The 17276-nt window shown below is 70.2% G+C and carries 13 protein-coding genes; 4 read left to right on the top strand and 9 right to left on the bottom strand.

Annotated features, from left to right (window positions below; genetic code table 11):
- The 3 genes from ENSA5_RS23615 to ENSA5_RS23605 all read right to left on the bottom strand — a co-directional run.
- A partial coding sequence (locus ENSA5_RS23615) for a ligand-binding sensor domain-containing protein (RefSeq protein ID WP_146156035.1) occupies nt 1–1395 on the bottom strand: 1395 nt, incomplete at its 3' end.
- A 54-nt stretch (nt 1396–1449) separates the two neighbouring features.
- Nucleotides 1450–3741, bottom strand: coding sequence for a VIT domain-containing protein (locus tag ENSA5_RS23610; protein ID WP_106393952.1), 2292 nt, complete (start codon nt 3739–3741; stop codon nt 1450–1452).
- Nucleotides 3741–4799: a DUF2135 domain-containing protein gene (locus ENSA5_RS23605; protein ID WP_146156034.1), complete on the bottom strand. Its 1059-nt coding sequence runs from the start codon at nt 4797–4799 to the stop codon at nt 3741–3743. Before ENSA5_RS23605 ends, ENSA5_RS23610 begins: the two co-directional genes overlap by 1 nt.
- Before the next feature lie 163 nt (nt 4800–4962).
- On the opposite strand from ENSA5_RS23605, the gene ENSA5_RS23600 reads away from it, so the two are divergent.
- Complete coding sequence (locus ENSA5_RS23600; protein WP_106393950.1) at nt 4963–5658, top strand: CoA transferase subunit A; 696 nt, start codon at nt 4963–4965, stop codon at nt 5656–5658.
- Between the two features lie 2 nt (nt 5659–5660).
- Complete coding sequence (locus ENSA5_RS23595) at nt 5661–6320, top strand: CoA transferase subunit B (protein ID WP_106393949.1); 660 nt, start codon at nt 5661–5663, stop codon at nt 6318–6320.
- Between the two features lie 48 nt (nt 6321–6368).
- Here ENSA5_RS23595 and ENSA5_RS23590 read toward each other — a convergent pair whose 3' ends face one another.
- Nucleotides 6369–9059 carry an MSCRAMM family protein gene (locus ENSA5_RS23590; protein WP_181198067.1) on the bottom strand — a complete coding sequence of 897 codons (2691 nt, stop codon included), beginning with the start codon at nt 9057–9059 and terminating at the stop codon, nt 6369–6371.
- Nucleotides 9060–9490: 431 nt separating this feature from the next.
- Between ENSA5_RS23590 and ENSA5_RS36305 the strand changes: the two genes are divergently transcribed.
- Nucleotides 9491–9991 (top strand): hypothetical protein, encoded by a 501-nt coding sequence (locus ENSA5_RS36305; RefSeq protein WP_181198066.1) that lies wholly within the window; start codon nt 9491–9493, stop codon nt 9989–9991.
- A 22-nt stretch (nt 9992–10013) separates the two neighbouring features.
- On the opposite strand, the gene ENSA5_RS23575 is transcribed toward ENSA5_RS36305, so the two are convergent.
- From ENSA5_RS23575 to ENSA5_RS23560, 4 genes are all read right to left on the bottom strand, one after another.
- Nucleotides 10014–10871 carry a hypothetical protein gene (locus ENSA5_RS23575; protein ID WP_106393945.1) on the bottom strand — a complete coding sequence of 286 codons (858 nt, stop codon included), beginning with the start codon at nt 10869–10871 and terminating at the stop codon, nt 10014–10016.
- Nucleotides 10872–10946: 75 nt separating this feature from the next.
- On the bottom strand, nt 10947–12017 hold the full coding sequence (locus tag ENSA5_RS23570; protein ID WP_106393944.1) for a peptidylprolyl isomerase: 1071 nt from the start codon (nt 12015–12017) through the stop codon (nt 10947–10949).
- A gap of 20 nt (nt 12018–12037) precedes the next feature.
- Nucleotides 12038–13102, bottom strand: coding sequence for a type III polyketide synthase (locus tag ENSA5_RS23565; RefSeq protein ID WP_106393943.1), 1065 nt, complete (start codon nt 13100–13102; stop codon nt 12038–12040).
- Nucleotides 13102–14046: a UbiA prenyltransferase family protein gene (locus ENSA5_RS23560; protein ID WP_258182993.1), complete on the bottom strand. Its 945-nt coding sequence runs from the start codon at nt 14044–14046 to the stop codon at nt 13102–13104. The genes ENSA5_RS23565 and ENSA5_RS23560 overlap by 1 nt, the downstream gene beginning before the upstream one ends.
- Before the next feature lie 293 nt (nt 14047–14339).
- Here ENSA5_RS23560 and ENSA5_RS23555 point away from each other — a divergent pair, with 293 nt between their 5' ends.
- Complete coding sequence (locus tag ENSA5_RS23555; protein ID WP_106393941.1) at nt 14340–14729, top strand: STAS/SEC14 domain-containing protein; 390 nt, start codon at nt 14340–14342, stop codon at nt 14727–14729.
- A 7-nt stretch (nt 14730–14736) separates the two neighbouring features.
- On the opposite strand, the gene ENSA5_RS23550 is transcribed toward ENSA5_RS23555, so the two are convergent.
- Complete coding sequence (locus tag ENSA5_RS23550) at nt 14737–17274, bottom strand: DNA methyltransferase (RefSeq protein ID WP_106393940.1); 2538 nt, start codon at nt 17272–17274, stop codon at nt 14737–14739.
- Nucleotides 17275–17276: the final 2 nt, after the last annotated feature.

Below are 17276 nucleotides of genomic sequence, written 5' to 3'. Positions count from 1 at the left end.
GGCCTCGCCCTGCCACCGACCCCCCTCCCATGTGAGCGTGTCCACACCGCCGGCGTAGGTCCCGACGTGCAGCGCGTCCCCCTCGAACAGCAGCGCCGTCACCCAGTTGTCGCTCAGATGGCCCGAGAGCATCGACAGGTGCTGCCAGGACCCGTCGCGCTTCCACCGGATCAGCCCCTGCGTCGTCCCCAGCCACAGCTCCCCGTCGGGCGCCTCGGCGATCGCCCAGGTCGCCCAGCGGCGTGCGCGGGACCCGAGCGCGCGCACATCCCCCTCGCCGTCCACGATCGCAACCCCCGCGTGGGTCCCGACGAGCAGCTCCCCCGCACTCGACACCGCGAGGCTCAGCACCGTCGAGTTCGGCAGCCCGCGCTTCTCGGTCCAGGTCTCCACGGCCCCGCCACCCACGCGATGCAGGCCGCGCGCGGTCGCCACCCAGACCCGCCCGTCGCCCGCCGGGGCCAGCGCGTTGACCTGCGGATCGATCACGCCCTCGGGATCCTCGATCGACCTCCACTGCCCATCTTCGTACACGGCGACCCCGCGATCAAAAGTCGCAAGGTACAGCCGATCCCCCACACGCAGGAGATCCGTCACGTCCCCCGAGGGCAAGCCGCGGTCCAGCGTCGACACCCAGCGCCGACCGTCGCGGATCCACAGCCCCTCCGAGCTCGCCACGCAGCGGTCCCGATCAAAGCCCTGCACGTGACTGATCGCCGGACCAACCCGCGCCTCCGAGCCCAACTGCGCGAGCCCCTGCCCGCGGCTGCCGATCAACAGCTCGTTGTCGACGCTGGCGAGCGCGCGCGCGTCGTGGGTGCTCACGGTCCTCGAGTTGGCCCCGTCGACCAGGCGCACGCCCGCGAAGGTCCCGGCGTAGAGCGCCCCATCGTGCACGGCCAGGCTCCACACGACCCCCTCGACGCCATCCACGACCCGCGGCTGCTGCCCGAGAACCCAGGCCCCGGCGCCCGCACTCGCGACGACCACCTCGCCGCGGTGGACGACCAGATCCGTCACCCGATCAGCCTTGACCAGCTCGGGCCCCGCGAGCGCCCGGAGCTGGCCCTCGCGCAGCTCGAGCACCCCACCGCCCCAAGTCCCGACCAGCGTCCGACCATCATGCTCGACGACCGCGCGGACTGGCTCCGAGGCAAAGGACTCGAGCACCTGCGCGCCACCAGCGGTCCCCTGGACCCGCGCGAGGCCCCCCTCGGTCCCCACCCAGACCTCCGTGTCGGACCCCGCCACGGGCTCCACCGCGTAGCTGCGGGTCTCGGGCAGCCCATCGAGCGCCGTCAAAGGGGCCCCGGCCACCCCAGCTCGGTCGAGAAAGACCACGCCGCCGTCGGTCGCGGCGACAAAGCCCTGATCGAGCCCAAGACAGTCCCGCACGTCGCGGGTCGCGGTGGCGGGGGCGCTGGCTGGGGCTCCGGCTGCGCTCGAGGTTCACACCGCGACCCCGCGCCGCAAGGTCAGGGTCTGTCCGTCAGGCATGATCAGCTCGACCCGCTTGGCATCCAAGGTCGACGCCTCCTCGCCGCCGCGCCGGCCCTCGACGCGCTCCCGCGCCGCGTCGGCGTCGGTCAAGACCTGGCGCGCGAACACATCGAAGGCCCCATCATCGCGGACCTTCAGCTCGAGCCGCAGCTGCGGCGCCTCGACGTCGATCGTGTACTCCAGGTTCAAGATCTCGACCCGCCCGTCGGCGTGGGTGACCCGGACCAGGACCTCGTAGATGCCCGGCTGCGTGTCGTCGTCGACCAAAAAGCGCACGGTCCACTGCCCGAGCTCGTGCTCCCAGCGCGCGGCCTTGGTCTCGCCAAAGGGAAACACGACCTCGACCGACTGCGCGTCGCGGGGCGCGGGGATGTGAACCTCGGGGTCCCCCGGCTGCAGATCCCCAGGCCCGAGGTAGGGGCTGCCCCCGTCGGCGTCGAGGTTGCGACCGGAGACCTCGGGATCGCCCGGCGCCGCGGGCCCGTTGCGGCGCTCGATGTCGTAGCGCTCGTAGGCCTCCTCGCTCTCGAGCACGAGCATCGCGGTGTGCTTGCTGAGCACCGAGTGCTCGACGCTCAGCGCGATGGCGGCGGCCTTGTCGGAGGTCGCGGCGAGCTCGCGCGCGGCCCACTGCTGGCGCACGCCCGCGAGCAGCTCGGGCCGACCGAGCGCGATGACCTGCTCGAAGGGCTGACCGTCGGCGCGACCGCGGACCACGACCTCGCGCGGCAGCGGCTGATCCTCGCCGACCCGAAACAGCACGACCGGCCGCTCACCCTCGAACCAGGTCGTGCTCACGGGCGCGCGCAGCTCCTCGACGCCAGGCAGCTCGAGCTCGACGGTGGCCACGCGACGGACCTCGGGCGCGCGATCCAGGAACGAGGCAAAGGCCTGGACCTGCGCGCCCGACTGCGGCCGGACCGTGCGCCCGCCCGTGATCCCCGTCAGCGCCTCGAGCGTGTCTCGGCTCTCGCGCTTGCCGACGCTGACGGCGTAGAGCGGCGCGCCACCCAGGGCTGCCTTGGCCCGCTCGACCAAAGCCTGGCGGTCCGTCGTGCCCCAGGTCGGGGTCCCGTCGCCGACGTACACGACCTGGTCGAGGTCGGCGTCGCTCGGGCTCGCCAGCGCCTCGCCAACATGCGCGATCACGGCCCCGAGGTCGCTCGCGCCGTCGGGATCGATCTCGGCCAGAAACGCCAGCGCAGCCGCCCGCGCGCCCGCTTCGTTGCGCAGGAAGCCGTCGCCGAACACCCGCGTGTCGAGATCCGCCGCGACGAGCATGAACTCGTCCGCGGGGTCGAGCCCGTCGAGCACCGTCGCCACGGCCTCGCGCGCCAGCGCCCAGGACTCGAGCGCGCTGCGTGAGCTGTCGACCACGATCACGGTCCGCCGCCGGCCCACGCTCGCGCTCGGCTCGGGCACGGCGGCCCAGTCGAGGTCGAGGCGCGCGGCCAGATAGCGCTGCCCAGCGTGGGGCTCCTCGACGAAGGCGGGCACGCTGCTCGGCCCGAGCGCGACGCTCAGGTTCTCGCGCGCGGCGTGGTCCTGGCGCGCGAGGACCTCGCGTCCGTCAACGCTCACCGTCAACGAGGGAATCGAGGTCTGCATGGCCGGCGCCGCGGTCGGGATCGCAACCGAGAACCCGCTCTCGGCGTCGTCATCGGGCAGCAGCGGGGCCATGTAGCGCATGACCACGCGCTTGCGCTCACCGGGCTCGATCGGGAACACCCGCAGCTTGAAGGTCTGGCCGGCCTCCCACTCGAGCAGGGCCGGATCACGCATGCTGTCGACGATCTCCTCGTAGATCTTCCGGGCCCGGTCGCGCTCGAGGATCTCGCCGTCCATCAGCTGACCGTCGATCTCCATTGCGAGCCCGGTCACGACCGAGCCCGCGGGCAGCGGAAAGCGAAAGGTGCCCTCGAGCAGCTCCTCGCTCGGGTTGTGAAACACGTGCTCGACCTCGTAGCGAGCCATCGGCCCGGCGGTCTCGACGTCGACGGCGAGCGAGGCGAGCTCCAAGAACTGCGGCGCGCCGCGAAGATCCTCGACCTCGAGCTGACCCGGGCCAATCTCCTGGGAGCCGCGGTCCATGTCGTCGAGCCACGCAGAGGTCCGCGCGACCTCGGGCGAAACCGTGACCTGACTGGCCTCGCCCGAGCGGGTCGTCGACAGCGAGGACGACGAAGACGCCACGCAACCCGCGAGCAGCACCATCGACAAGACTGGAAAGTAGCTTCGCATCACTTGACCTCGATCTCAGCCACGCGAACGGTGTCGCCAGGCTTGGGCAAAACGTAAGAAAAAGTCTGCTGGCGCTCGTCGTCGCGCCCTTCGTTGACGACGACCATGACCTCGCCGCGGGCCTCTTTCATGGCCCCGCCGCTGCCGTAGTAGTTGACCTCGATCGCGTAGCTGCCGGCCTTGGCGTGGTTGGCGGTGAAGCTCTCGGGCCCGTAGCCGGTCGTGACGTCGCCAAACAGCGTGCCGCCGAAGGCCCCCTTGCGATGGCTGTAAAACACCTTCTCGCCCCGCGGGTTGGTGACCCACAGATCCACGTCGGTCCGGTCGGTGTCCCAGGTCAGGTAGACCTTGATGTCGTTCTCCGAGCCGCCCTCGAGCTCGAGCGCGTCGATCTTCGCGCTCCACTCCTGGCGCTGCGCGTCGGTCGGGGCGTCGCGTCGGAACCGGGCGTAGATCTGCCCGAGGCGCTGCTTGGCCGGGTGGCGCAGCTGCTGATCGGCGTCCTCGTCGGCGGCGATCAGCTCGAAGCGCTCGACGGCGCGCTGGTAGTCGCCCTGGCGCAGCTCGATGTCGGCGAGCTCGAACAGCAGGCGCTGATCCTCGGGCCGGAGCTCGACGGCGACCTCGAGCCGGGCGTAGGCAGTGTCGAGGTCCCCCTGGGCCTTGAGCACCGTCGCCAGCGCCCGCTGAGCCTCGGGATCTTCGGACAGGAGCTCGGTCACGGCGGAGTAGGTGCGCAACGCTTGCCGGGTCTGGCCGAGCTCGCTCTGGATGTCCCCGATCAGGCGCACGACCACGAGGTTGTAGGCGTCGACCTCGCGCCAGGCCTTGGCGGCGGCGAGGGCCTCGTCGAGCTCGCCCGCGTCGATCAGCGCGCGCACGAGCGCGAAGCGATGGCCTCGCTCGCGCGGCTCGTCATTGACGAGGGTGGTCAGCTCGTCGATCTCGGCGTCGAGCGAGGCGCTCGGCTCCCGGGCGGGGCGCTCGTCGACCGGCGTGACGGTGAAATTTGGCGGCGCGAAGGCCAACGTGGCGCAGAGCCAGAGCGAAGGGGTCATGATGGCGCCCAGACGCACGAGCGCGCACGAGCTATTCCGACCAAAGTCTCGATCTCGTCCCGCGGGCCCGAGCGGAGCGAGGCTGGCGGGGCGCAGGCCCGAGTCGGGATCCGCCTATGAAGGGTTGCGCCCTAGCTCCGTGGCGCGCGACACTCCGGGCGCCATGGACAAGACCTACCCCTCCGCGAGCGCCGCCATCGAGGGCATGCGCGACGGCATCACCTTGATGTCCGGCGGCTTCGGCCTGTGCGGCAACCCCGAGAACCTGATCAAGGCGGTGCACGAGGCCGGCCACGCCGATCTCGACATCATCTCCAACAACTGCGGCATCGATGGCGTCGGCCTCGGCATCCTGCTCGACGCCGGCCGGGTCCGGAGCATGACCGGCTCCTACGTCGGCGAGAACAAGACCTTCGAGCAGCTGTTCTTGTCGGGCGAGCTGAAGGTCACGCTCGTCCCCCAGGGCACCCTGGCCGAGCGCATCCGGGCCGGCGGCGCGGGGATCGGCGGGTTCTACACCCCGACGGGCTACGGCACGCCGATCGCCGAGGGCAAGGAGGTCCGCGAGATCGACGGGCGCTGGTACGTGCTCGAGATGCCGCTGCGCGCCGACTTCGCCCTGGTCAAGGCGTGGAAGGGCGACCGCCACGGCAACTTGATCTATCGCTACACGGCCAACAACTTCAATCAGGCCATGGCCACGGCCGCCACGATCACGATCGCCGAGGTCGAGGAGCTCGTCGAGCCCGGCGAGCTCGATCCCAACTTCGTCCACACCCCCGGGATCTACGTCGATCGGATCATCGAGGGCCCGTCCTACGAAAAACCGATCGAATTCCGCACCACGAGGGAGGCCTGACCATGGCGATGTCCCGCGAGCAAATCGTCCAGCGCGTGGCCAGGGAGCTGCGCGACGGCTACTACGTCAACCTCGGCATCGGCATGCCCACGCTGATCGCCAACTACGTGCCCGAGGGCATGCAGGTCGTGCTCCACAGCGAGAACGGCCTCCTCGGCATGGGCCCCTTCCCGACCGAGGACGCGGTCGACGCCGACCTGATCAACGCCGGCAAGCAGACCGTCACCGCGATCCCCGGGGCCAGCTTCTTCGGCAGCCACGACAGCTTCGCAATGATCCGCGGCGGCCACCTGGATCTGTGCGTGCTCGGGGCCATGGAGGTCAACGAACACGGCGACCTCGCCAACTGGATGATCCCCGGCAAGAAGGTCAAGGGCATGGGCGGGGCGATGGATCTGGTCGCGGGCGCCAAGCGGGTGATCGTGACCATGGATCACTGCAACAAAAAGGGCGCGCCCAAGCTGCTGAATCAGTGCAAGCTGCCGCTCACGGGCAAGCGCGTGGTCCACGAGCTGGTCACGGATCTGGGCTACTTCAAGCTCGGGCCCGAGGGCTGCACCCTGGTCGAGATCGCGCCCGGCGTCAGCGTCGAGGAGATCCGCGAGAAGACCGAGTGCGAGGTCAAGCTGCCCGAGGGTGAGCTGCCCGTGATCTCGATCTGAGCCGCAGAGCTTCGCGTGTCGAACAGGCAGACGAGCGCGGCGCCCATCTCAGCGCCCGACCAACACCAGCCCCGGCGCGCGCTCGGTGTCCAACACGACCGAGGTCCCAACCGGCGCCGCGAGCAGGTATTGGAGGATGTAGCGGCGCCCCACGACGTCGTAGCCGTCGATCGCCGTGATCACGTCATCGACCTCCAAGCCCGCCGCCGCGGCCGCGCCTCCCGGCTCCACACGGATCACCCGCGCGACCTGGTCGGCTTGATCCGCGACGTGGTCCCAACGAACCAGGCGAAACCCGAACGACGCCGCTTGCTGATCGGGGCTCAGTCGGCGCGTCGGCACGCCCAGGTCGCCGAGGTCGAGCGGGGCGCCCGGGTTCACGGTCACGCTGAGGTGGGCCTCGGTCAGATCGGGCGGGCGCGCGTGCAGGTTCTTCGGAATCACGTGCAGGGTGACCCGCCCGGTCGGCGGGTCCGAGATGAGGAAGCGCCCGCTCGCGTCGCTGACGTTGCGCGCGTCCTCGTGGACGTAGCGGCTGCGGAGCTGGGCGTCGAGCGCGGTCGCGACGACGCGAAAGTCCGCGAGCGGCTCGCCGGTCTCGAGTCGGACCACGCGTCCGAGCAGCTGGGTCAGATCGTCGAGCGGCACGTCGCCCGCGTCGTTGCGCCCCGCCCCGACCTCGGCCTCGACCGCCCCCGCGCCCTGGCTGGCCTTGATGCGGACCTGGTAGCGACCGACCGGCAGCCCCGCGACTGACCACTCGCCGCGCGTCCGCAAGAACACGTCCCGCCGGCGCACCGCCGCGTCCCCGCGCACGACCTCGACGACGAGCAGATCCGGGATCGACCCGTCGCTGCGATAGTGCGCGCGGCCTTGCAACGAGCCGGTGTCACGCACGACGAGCTCGACCTCGTCGCCGATCGCAACCCCAGACAGGACCGCCTCACCGCCGCCGCGAACCCGAGCCTCGAGCGTGTACTGCCCGCCCGACAGCCGACGGATCTCGAAGCTGCCGTCGACATCGGTCATCCGCGGCGCACAGCGACCGCGCGAGACGAGCGCGTCCGGGGGCGGAGCGTCCGCTTTGGCGCACACGAACGCGGCGGCCAGCGGCTCGCCGTCGCTATCGACGACGACCCCGGTGATCACCCCGGCTTGCGGGGCAACGACGAACTCCAGCTCACTCGCCTCGCCGCCCTCGACGCTCGCGCTCGCCGACGCCGCTGCGCCGCTCGAGCTCGTGAGCGGCTGGCCGCCCTCGGCCAACAGGTCGACCTGGTAGCGACCCGGCGGCAACGAGGCGAACGCGAACTGTCCCTCGGCGTCGGTCAGCGTCTCGCCCCGCCAGCGACCGTTGACCGAGCGCCGGACCGCGAGCACCCGCGCCGAGGCGACGGGGCGTCCGCCGACCTCGACGACCTCGCCGCGCAGCGTCCCTCCCGCGCGCAGGGCCAGCTCGAACGAGTCGTCACGCGGGATCGTGACGCGGAGCTCGGCGTCGACGGGAAACCAACCCGGCGCCACGCCGGTCACCACGTACTCGCCATCGTCGAGGCCCGCGAGCTCGACCTCGCCCGCCGAGTTGGCGACGGCCACCGCCGCGGGCGGACCCCCCCGCGCAGCGATCAGCGCGACGGCAGCCTCGGCGAGCGGCTCGCCGTCGCCCGAGACCCGACCCCGGAGGACGAAGCCGCGCTCGACCACGAGCTCGATCGACTCGTCGTCGCTCGGGTCTCCGCTCAGCTCGAGGACCGGCGGATCACCCACGAGCCGATGCCCCTCGCAGCGCACCGCGACTCGATAGCTGCCGGCTCCCGCAACCGAGAGCTCGACGCGCCCGTCGAGGTCGGCGGAGCTCGCCAGCCGACGCCCGACCTCCTCTTCCACCAGCGAGACCTCGGCGCCGGGGCAGCCCTGCCGGGTGTCGGCGATCACCACCCGCGCTCGAACCCTCGTCCCGCGGTGGATCAAGATGTCGACGTCCTCGACCCGGCTGCTGAACTCGACGGTGACGCCGCCCTCGCTCGCCCCCTCGCCCCACGGGCCTTGGCTGCTGAGCCCGAACACTCCGCCCGGCAACCCACGGATCTCGTAGCGCCCCTGCGCGTCGCTCCGGGCTCGGTACACACCGTCGTCGCTGCCCTCCCGCGCGTCGTTGTCGGCCCGGCGCGCCGAGACCAGCGCGTCGGGGATCGCCGCCCCGGTCCGAGCATCGAGCACCCGCCCGGCGATGACCGCCTCGGGCAGCAGCACCAGCTCGACCGCTCCGCTGGGCAGGACCAGCCCCTTGCTGCCGCTCACGTAGCCGTCGGCGGCGGCCTCGATCCTCGCGTGGCCTTCGCTCGCCCACAGCTCGAACTCGCCGCCCTCCCCAGACACGCTCGCGGCGATCGCCGCGCCGCTGGCGTCTTCGACCCGGACCAGCGCCCCCTCGATCGTCCCACCGGTCGCGTCCGCCACGACCCCGGTCACACGAACCCCGCCGCGTCGCAGCGTCACCTTCACGTGGTCGCCGCGTGGCGCCAGCTCGCCGGGTCGGGGGACCATGGCCGGTCGGTAGCCCTCGGCCGAGACCGCGATTCGCCAGCCCTCGCCCGCGCTCAGCTCGAGCTCGTCGACGAAGCCGCCCGCGTCCGTCGCCGCGCAGCGCTGCGCCAGGACCTCGCGTCCGGCCAGCAAGAGGCACACCTGCGCCCCCGCGATCGGCTGTCCGGAGCCATCGACCACAGCGACCGACATGCGCCGCGCCTCGGGCTGCTCCGGACCCGCACGGCCTGGCCTCGACCCCGCCTTCTTGGCCATCTTTGACTCGGTCGCGCCGTCATCTTCCGGCTTGTCTGCCGTGCTCGAACGGAGCGTGAAGCCGACGGCCAATGAGGCGATCAGCAGGCCCACGAACACCAGCCAACGCGGCCTCGCGCTTGGTCGAGTTTGCTGGTTCACGCCGCGGCTCCGAAGGCTTGGGTCGAGGTGGCTCTGCCCATCGACCGAGGATACCCCAGGCTCCAACGCACGGCTTGATCGTCACGACGACCGCGAGTGATGAACCACCGACCCCGCGCCGCGCCCCCGGGTTTCACCCTCGCGCTTGCCTTGTCTCACCCCTACAAGGCCCCGATTGCGAGCGGGGTCTGAAGCACGACGCCGCCTTGGCGGGACCAAAGTGGGCCATGACCAAACACCGACGACGACTGAGCACTGCGATGACCCTCGGCCTCGCCCTCCTCCTCGCGCCCGGGTGTGACGGTGAGGACGTCGGCGACGCCGACGCCGACGCCGACGCCGAGAGCGGAGACGGGGACACCGAAGATGACGCTGGCGACGGCGACGGCGACGGCGAAGACGACGACACAGGAGGCGCCAAGACCGGCGACGGCGACGGCGACGGCGACGGCGAGCTGATGGGCTGCGCCCTGCTCTCGACCGAAGCCGACTGCCTCGCAGAGTCCGGCTGCGGACCCGTCTACGGCAACGCCCTCGTCGACGACGGCGACGAGGGCTGGTGCACCCTGCCCGACGAAGTCTTCATCGGCTGTGCGAGCTCCTCAAACCTGTGCCCGACGTTGGGCAAGACGCTGTGTGGCGAGACCTCGGTCTGGTACACGACCGGCTGCGTCCCGGACAACTTGACGCCCTGCGAGACGCCCGGAGGAATCTCGGGCGCCTGCTAAAGAGGCACAGCGCGCGCGCCCACTACAAGAAGGGCTGGTAGCCCTCGAGGTCGGCGGCCGAGCGCGGGATGATCTTGTAGGTCGAAGCCGAGAGGTTCAGCGGCCCCTGAATGGCCGTGAACGTGGCTTCGAGGCCCAAATCGGGGAACGCTTCGTCGGCGTCCATCACGTTGAACACGTAGTCGTCGACGTAGCCGTTCGCGGTCCCGTCGTCGATGATGAACTCGCCATCGCCCGGCAAACCGACGACCTCCAGCTCGCCCTCCACGCGGACGAACACGCTCTCCCAGGTCGCGTCGATGTTGCCAACGGAGATCAGGTCGGGCGGCAGCGGCGACTCGAGCTCGCCGACGACCGTGACGCCTCCGTTCAAGGCGTTGATCTCGTTGACCTCGTTGAACTGCCCACGCACACCGAGCACGTCGACGACGTCACCGACCTCAATCACCTCGAGGTCTGGCAAGTTTTCGCCAGTGTAGACCCAGATGCCGCTGTACTGCCCACCGCCCATTTCCTGGACCCACAGGCCGTTGCTGCGCTTGGCGGTGACCCAGACGTTGGAGACCCAGACCCAGCCAAAGGACGGCGCGGTCCCGTCTTGGATCTGATAGATGGAGTATTGGTCGGCAGCTTCGCCGCAACAGTGGCCGTCGCCGTCGCCACTGTCGCCGTCGCCATCGCCGTCGCCGTCGCCGGTCGAATCACCATCACCATCACCATCACCATCACCGGTCTCGGTCTCGGTTCCGGTCTCGGTCTCGGTCCCGGTCTCGGTCCCGGTCGCGGTCCCGGTCTCGGTCTCGCCCTCGTCATTCGGCTCTCCGGCCTGGCAAGCCATGACCAAGCTCAGCGCCACACAAAAGAAGTTCGCGTGCTTCATTTGGCCGCGAGGCTATCACCTCAGCACCGCGATAATAACAAGGTTCGTCCCCCGAGCGGGCAGCATCGCCCGGGCTCAACCCGGCTCCTGAGACCGCCGCTCGTCCTCACAGTTTTGCGGCTCGTAGCGCTCGCGCAGCTCGTCTTTGAGCTCGCTACGCCCGGCGTTGAGCTTGCGGCTCGCGAAGCGCTCGATGATCTGCTCCTCGAGCGCCTCGAGTGGCAGCGGGCCCGGACCCCAGTGGCCCTCGACCAGGACGACGTGAAACCCGAACTTGGTCTGGGTGACCACAATCTCCCCAGGCTTGGCCTTGAACACGGGCTTGGAGAAGTCCTCGACCATGCGATCGGCGGAGAAGATGCCGAGGTCGCCGCCCCTGGCGGCCGAGGGCCCATCGGACTCGGCGCGCGCGAGCTCGGCAAAGTCGACGTCGGGCTGGTTGGCGAGCGCGGCGAGGCGCCTGGCCTCGGCCCGGGCCTCGGCCTCGCTGGCCCGGCCGACACGATCGGGATCGACCTTGATCAGGATGTGCCGGGCCCGGACCCGGTCGTCCTTGCGGTCGTAAGAGGGGGCGATCGTGTCGTACTCGGCCTGGACCTCGTCGGGGCTGACCGTGAGCGCGCCGCGGTGGTCGAGGATCGCCCGCTCGCGCAGCTCGGCGATGTGAAGCGCTCGTAGCGTGGCCTCGGTCTCACCGCGGCGACGCAGGTAGGCGTCCCAGTCCTCGATCCCCCGGCGCTGCTCGACCTCGCGCTCGCGGAGCGCGGCCTCGTCGTGGTGGACGCCGAGGCGCGCGGCCTCGAGCTCGAGCAGGCGCTGGTCGATCAGCCGATCCGCGATCGAGCGGCGGTAGCGGAGCTCGGCGGCCCTTGGCATCTCGCGCCCGCGGTCGCTGTACTTGCGCCGCTCGAGGCTCATGAGCGCCTCGTGGCCGACCATCGAGAGGCCCTCTTCGCCAATGATAGCGAGCAGCTCCGACCGGCACACGAGCGGCGCGTTCTCGGGATCGGGATCGGGCTCGGGCTCCGCGACGATCGGGGCCGCGGGCTCGGCGACGGCGATCTCGGCGGGGACCTGCCGACACCCGAGCAGCCCCGTGACCGACGCGAGCACCACAACACGCCCGAGCGCTGCCCCTCCGATCATGCGAGACGTACTACCACGACTCAGGCCCAGGTGGCCTCGAGCAGCGCCATGGTGAAGCCAGGACCAAAGGCCACGACGATCCCGTGGTTGGGCCGCTCGACGAGCTCGGGTCGCTCGTTGTCGAAGGCCCGGCGCAGCACGTCGAATACGCTGACGCTGGCCGTGTTGCCGACCTCTCGCAGGCTCGCGCGGCTCTGCCCGACCAGGCGCTCGTCGATCCCGAGCGAGGACACGATCCCGTCGAGGATCCGCCGCCCGCCCGTGTGTGCGACGACGAAGTCGAGGGCCTCCACGCCACGCGAGCGCACGAAGTCCTGGATCGTCGGCGCGATCTTGGGGATCGAGTGCATGACACCGCGGTCGAGGGTCAGGTGAAAGCCGCCGTCGCCGACCTCGTAACGAATGTAGTGCTCGCTGTCGGGCATGGTGTAGCTCATCCCCTCCCCGAGCCGCAGACCCGAGCCGTCGTGGGCCGCGCCAGACACGACGCAGGCCATCGCCCCATCGCCAAAGATGCTGGCGCACACGGCCGAGGTCAGGTCGTCGTGCTCGGGAAAGAAGCACAGCGAGCTGAGCTCGACGGCGACGACGAGGACCCGGGCCTCGGGGTAGGCCCGACAGTAGTCGTTGGCCATGAGCAGGGCCGAGACCCCGGCGACGCAGCCCAGCTGCGCGATCGGAAGCCGCCGCGTTGTCGGGGGAAAGCCGAGATCGTTGATCAGGTAGGCGTCGAGCGAAGGCATCACAAAGCTCGTACATGAGCTCGTGATGATCAGATCGATGTCCGCGGGCATCAGGGCCGCTTCGTTGAGCGCGTCTTCGATCACCCCCCGCGCCAGCGGCCGGGCGTGCTCCATGTAGAGCCTCGTGCGCTCGGCGAGGCCCGCCTGCTTGCCGATCTGCTCGAGGGGCAGCGCGAAGCGGCGCTCGGCGATCTGCGTGTTGGAGATCATCCGCTCGATCGCGCGAAAGTGGCGAGCGTGGCCATAGAGCTCGCGCGCCAGGGTCAGCATGCCCGCGAGCGACAGTCGGTGCTCGGGGTACGCGACGACCGGCCGCGACACCGATGAGTGGTGCGTCGACATCAGCTTCGAGCCAACTCCGCGTTGGCGCCCGCCCCCTCGGGCAGCCGGGCCTCGGGGAGCAAGGTCTGGGCAAGCAGCGCGAAGAAGGTCAAGGCGCCGATGATGAACGCGGCCGCGCGCAGCGGCAGCAGACCTGCGAGGAGCGCTGGAAAGGTCAGACACTCGGTCAGCCGCCCGGACTTGAGCGCGGCGTAGCCGACGGTCGCGCACGGGCTCCGCAGCAGCTCCACGCGGCTGTGGACCGTCAGCGCGGCGCCGAGCGCCAGCGGGATCAGCGGCGTCGGGCCGCACAGCCCCCGCGCGACCGGGATGATCTGCACGGCGATCCCGAGCAGCCCGACGCCCAGCGCGAGCGCGACCGCCGGTCGTGGACCCCACACGACCGGCAACACCCGCTCGGGCACCGCGCCCTCGTACAGATCCTTGAAGGTGCCGACGATGTTCATGTTGATGTCGATCAAGAAGATCGAGACCCCCGCGATGGCGGCCAGGGCGTGGACCTCGCCGGAGACCATCAGCGAGCCGTAGGCCGGCATCAACCCGAGCGCGGCGGGGAGCAAGAGATGGTGGACCAAGGAGATCTGCTTGACCCGAGAATACCAGCGCGTGAGCAGGTAGACGATCACGACAATCGCGGCGGCGGCCGTCGAATAAAGCAGCGACAACAGCACCCACGCAATCGTGAACAGGTGCCCGCCAACGAGGACCTCTCGAGCTTCGAGCCCGCCCGAGGGAATGGGACGAAAGGCCGCGTTCACGGCGTCAATCTCCCGATCCTCATAATCGTTGAAGCACTGCGTCGCAGCACAACCCACCAAAGCCGCCACGGGTAGCACCAACCACAATTCACGCAATTGCAGATCTGCCGCGCAGGCCCCAACAAAGATTCCTGCCAATGGTATCGGCACGTTGAATACACGTATGAGCTCGAACCACGAGCGCATGTATCCCTTTGGTTTAGCGCCCATCATTCGACTCAAACGATGTGCTTATAGCACCTGATCCGAAGATCGAACACTCACCCTCGGGGGGGGTTCGGAGCCACCCACGCGAGGTACCGCAGACACGCGCGCGAGTCCGAGGGCGCCAGGGCGCGTGGAGCACGCTCCGAGCAGGCCGCGAATGAGGCCGCAGACCACCGCCGCGAGGCCCCAGGCCGCGGGCGGGAGCTGCGCAGGCCGTCGATTTCGACATGTGGGTGGGCTCGGCGCCGGGCAGCGAGTATGCTCATCGACACGTGGACGCGGTCGTCGACACATCGCAAAGGCCACTATGCCGGATCACCGTCGGTACATCGCCGACGATCGAGAGCTTCGACGACATCTTCAAGCAAGTCGAGGCCGAGCTCGGTCGCCACCGGTCGATCTGCGTGCTCGCCAACGCCGAGAAGACGGCCCGCATCGACCTCGCCCACGTCAAGCGCATCGCGGAGTTCGGTCAGACCCATCACACCTTGTTGCAGGCTTACATGCGCGCCCTGGCCTTCGTGATCCCCTCGGCGGTGGTCCGCGGCGCGCTCAAGCTGGCGTTTCAGATCAAGACACCGCCGCACCCCTACCGCGTCTGCCACTCCGAAGAAGAGGCGCAGGCCTACCTCGCTTCATTCATCGATCAGATCTCGGGCTGAAAGCAGATCAGCGACTTGAACTGCGGGCAGCGTTGAGCGCGAACAGGCGATCGATGACCTCGTCCTCGAACGCCGGGTGCTCGCCAAGGTACTCGGGCACCTCGACGTCCGCCCAGCCATAGGCCGCGAGCACGGCCCGATCGAGCTCGACGTGGAGTTCGCGGAGCTCGACGATCGCGTCTGCGCGACAGGCTGGATCGCGCAGCGCGTTGTAGGTCTTGGTCAGGCCGAGCGCGGCCCCGACCATGTAGCGCGCCCGGGCACGATCGAGGCGCTCCCCTGCCCTGTCGAGCGCGGGGTCCGGGAGCGTGGGCAGCGCGAAGGTCTCGAAGCAGTCGCTGGGTGAGTAGTTGATCCCCGCGTTGCGCATGGTCGAGCTCAGCAGCCACGCCCAGATCCCGTGGATCCGCGACTGCAACACGGCGAAGGCCGCCCAGGTGTCGAGCGGGAACACGCACAGCTTGTGCGAGAACAGCCGCCGCGCGGGCTGAAACGCGAACACCAGGTGCTTGCTGACGAGCGAGGTCACCAGGCACCGAGACAGGGGCGCGAGAGCCCGATGCAGCGCAGGCGTGGCGCGCCCGTGCTGCCACCAGTAGCTCTTGCGCCGCCGACCGTCGGGGTTGTCCTTGAGCTTGTCACGGCCGGGCTTGACCTCGCGTCGGACGATGTCCAACAGGTCTGGCCAGGCCGCGGCCTCGTCGAGCGAGAGGTCACCAAAGTCGATCGCGTAGCGCGTCGTCGCCTGGGTCGGCGACGCGTTGACCTGCTCACCGCCAATGTACGCGCGGATCCGTGCGCCGTTGCGGGCGTCCTTGGCGACCAGCTGCTCGCGCTCGGCCGCGCTCAACACAAAGCCGCGCCCGAGCACGTAGGTGCCGATGAACGCCAGCGTCGCGTTCGCGGCCAGCCTGATCGGATCAGCCCGCTCGGGTCGCGCCCGGAGGCGGCTGTTGATGACCTCGACCGCTTCGCCAGCGAGCCGCCGCTCGAGCCCCTCGCTGACCGGCCCCCGAGCGAGGTGCACGATCGAGACCGTGACATGAGCGGCGCCGGGCCACTCGAGGTGCTCGGTCGCGTCGTAGATCTCGGCCCCCGACGCGAGCAGCTGGGCGAGCCCGGTCGCGCGCGTGTCGCCCTGGCCGATCGTGTTGGTCGCGACGAGGCCAATCGTCCCGCCCCGGTGACCGAGCAGCGCATTGGCCCGACGGAAGAAGTGCGCCGAGTAGTCGGCGTTGCCGTGGGCGCCAGGGTGGACCTGCTTGAGCCAGTCGAGGTAGGCGCGGCCGCCCTTGTCGAGCACGCCATTCTTGCCCAGAAAAGGCGGATTGCCGACAAATGCATCGATCTGGAGCTCGCCCTCGGCGTCGCACAATTGAGGGAATTCGACAAACCAATGAAAGGGCCGAGGCCCCGCTCGAGGCCCGCCCGAAGCTCCACCCTCGAGCTGCTCGACGAGGCGGGCCCGGGCCTGCGCGCGGGCCCGGGTCCGGGTCGAGCAAAAGAAGGCGTGCACGACTCGATCACCGAGGGCCCGCAGCGGCGCCGTCACGCCCTCGAGCTCGGCGAACGCGGCCGCGCGCCGAGTCGCCGCGGCGAGGCCGAGCTCGGTCCCGAGCGCCGACAGCTGCGCCCGCAGCCGCGCCCTGCCCTCGCGCGCCCGGTCGACGAGCTGGCCGACCTCGTCGACCGGGTCGCCGCGCTCGACCTCCCAGCTCAGCCGCCGCAGCTGCTCGACCGTCAGGCCCACGAGCGAGTCGCCGCAGCGCAGCGCGTGGTCGAAGCAGGTGAAGGGCAGCTCGCCCGCGCGGGTCTCGAGCCACAGCGACAGCTTGCCGAGCTCGACCGCGTCGGGGTCTTCGTCGACCCCGTAGATGCAGGTCAGCGCGACCGCCAGCGGCCCCTCGTCGTGGTCGAGCCGGGCGCCGAGCTGCCGACAGACCGCGAGCAAGAACACGCCCGAGCCCATCGCCGGATCACAGACCGCGACAGAGCCCGGCCCACGCGTGCGCAGCAGCGGCTCGAGGGTCCGGGCGACCACGCGCTCGGCGAGCTCGCGCGGGGTGTAGTGCATGCTCGTGCGTCGGCGATCGGCGCGGGTCCGCATGGCCTCGTAGACGCCGCCGAGGACCTCGACCTGTGCGTGTGCGTAGACCCGCAGCTCGTCGAGCACCGCGAACACCGACGCGTCGTCGACCGACAGGCCGGCCAGCGCCGCGACCCGGTCGGGCGCGAACAGCCGCCCACCGCGGCGCGCGTGAACGGTGTCGAAGATGCGCAGCAGCTGTGGCCAGGCGTCGACGCACCCGGCTCGGTCACGGGTCTCGAGCAGCGCCCGCAGCTCCCCACCGAGCAGCCCGCGCCCGCTGGCCTGCCACAGGAAGATCAGCCGGAGCACGACCGCGAGCAGCCCCTCGCCGATCCGCTCGCGCTCGCGCTCACCCTCACCCTCACCCTCGCCCTCGCCCTCGCCCTCACCGTCACCGTCACAGCCGACCGCCTCGAGCAGGCGCGTCAGAGACCGGACGGCGGGCAACACAGACATCC

It is taken from the genome of Enhygromyxa salina (genome assembly GCF_002994615.1).
GTDB lineage: Bacteria > Myxococcota_A > Polyangia > Nannocystales > Nannocystaceae > Plesiocystis > Plesiocystis salina_A.
Note: the sequence above shows the minus strand (reverse complement) of the source record. Positions and strands in the feature narration are given on the sequence as shown.

What these genes read in the sequence shown, in the direction of transcription:
- ENSA5_RS23610 (WP_106393952.1), bottom strand. Translation starts at nt 3,741, where the DNA reads ATGCGAAGCTACTTTCCAGTCTTGTCGATGGTGCTGCTCGCGGGTTGC.
- ENSA5_RS23550 (WP_106393940.1), bottom strand. Translation starts at nt 17,274, where the DNA reads ATGTCTGTGTTGCCCGCCGTCCGGTCTCTGACGCGCCTGCTCGAGGCG.
- ENSA5_RS23560 (WP_258182993.1), bottom strand. Translation starts at nt 14,046, where the DNA reads ATGCGCTCGTGGTTCGAGCTCATACGTGTATTCAACGTGCCGATACCA.
- ENSA5_RS23570 (WP_106393944.1), bottom strand. Translation starts at nt 12,017, where the DNA reads ATGATCGGAGGGGCAGCGCTCGGGCGTGTTGTGGTGCTCGCGTCGGTC.
- ENSA5_RS23590 (WP_181198067.1), bottom strand. Translation starts at nt 9,059, where the DNA reads ATGTCGGTCGCTGTGGTCGATGGCTCCGGACAGCCGATCGCGGGGGCG.
- ENSA5_RS23605 (WP_146156034.1), bottom strand. Translation starts at nt 4,799, where the DNA reads ATGACCCCTTCGCTCTGGCTCTGCGCCACGTTGGCCTTCGCGCCGCCA.
- ENSA5_RS23600 (WP_106393950.1), top strand. Translation starts at nt 4,963, where the DNA reads ATGGACAAGACCTACCCCTCCGCGAGCGCCGCCATCGAGGGCATGCGC.
- ENSA5_RS36305 (WP_181198066.1), top strand. Translation starts at nt 9,491, where the DNA reads ATGACCAAACACCGACGACGACTGAGCACTGCGATGACCCTCGGCCTC.
- ENSA5_RS23565 (WP_106393943.1), bottom strand. Translation starts at nt 13,102, where the DNA reads ATGTCGACGCACCACTCATCGGTGTCGCGGCCGGTCGTCGCGTACCCC.
- ENSA5_RS23575 (WP_106393945.1), bottom strand. Translation starts at nt 10,871, where the DNA reads ATGAAGCACGCGAACTTCTTTTGTGTGGCGCTGAGCTTGGTCATGGCT.
- ENSA5_RS23595 (WP_106393949.1), top strand. Translation starts at nt 5,661, where the DNA reads ATGGCGATGTCCCGCGAGCAAATCGTCCAGCGCGTGGCCAGGGAGCTG.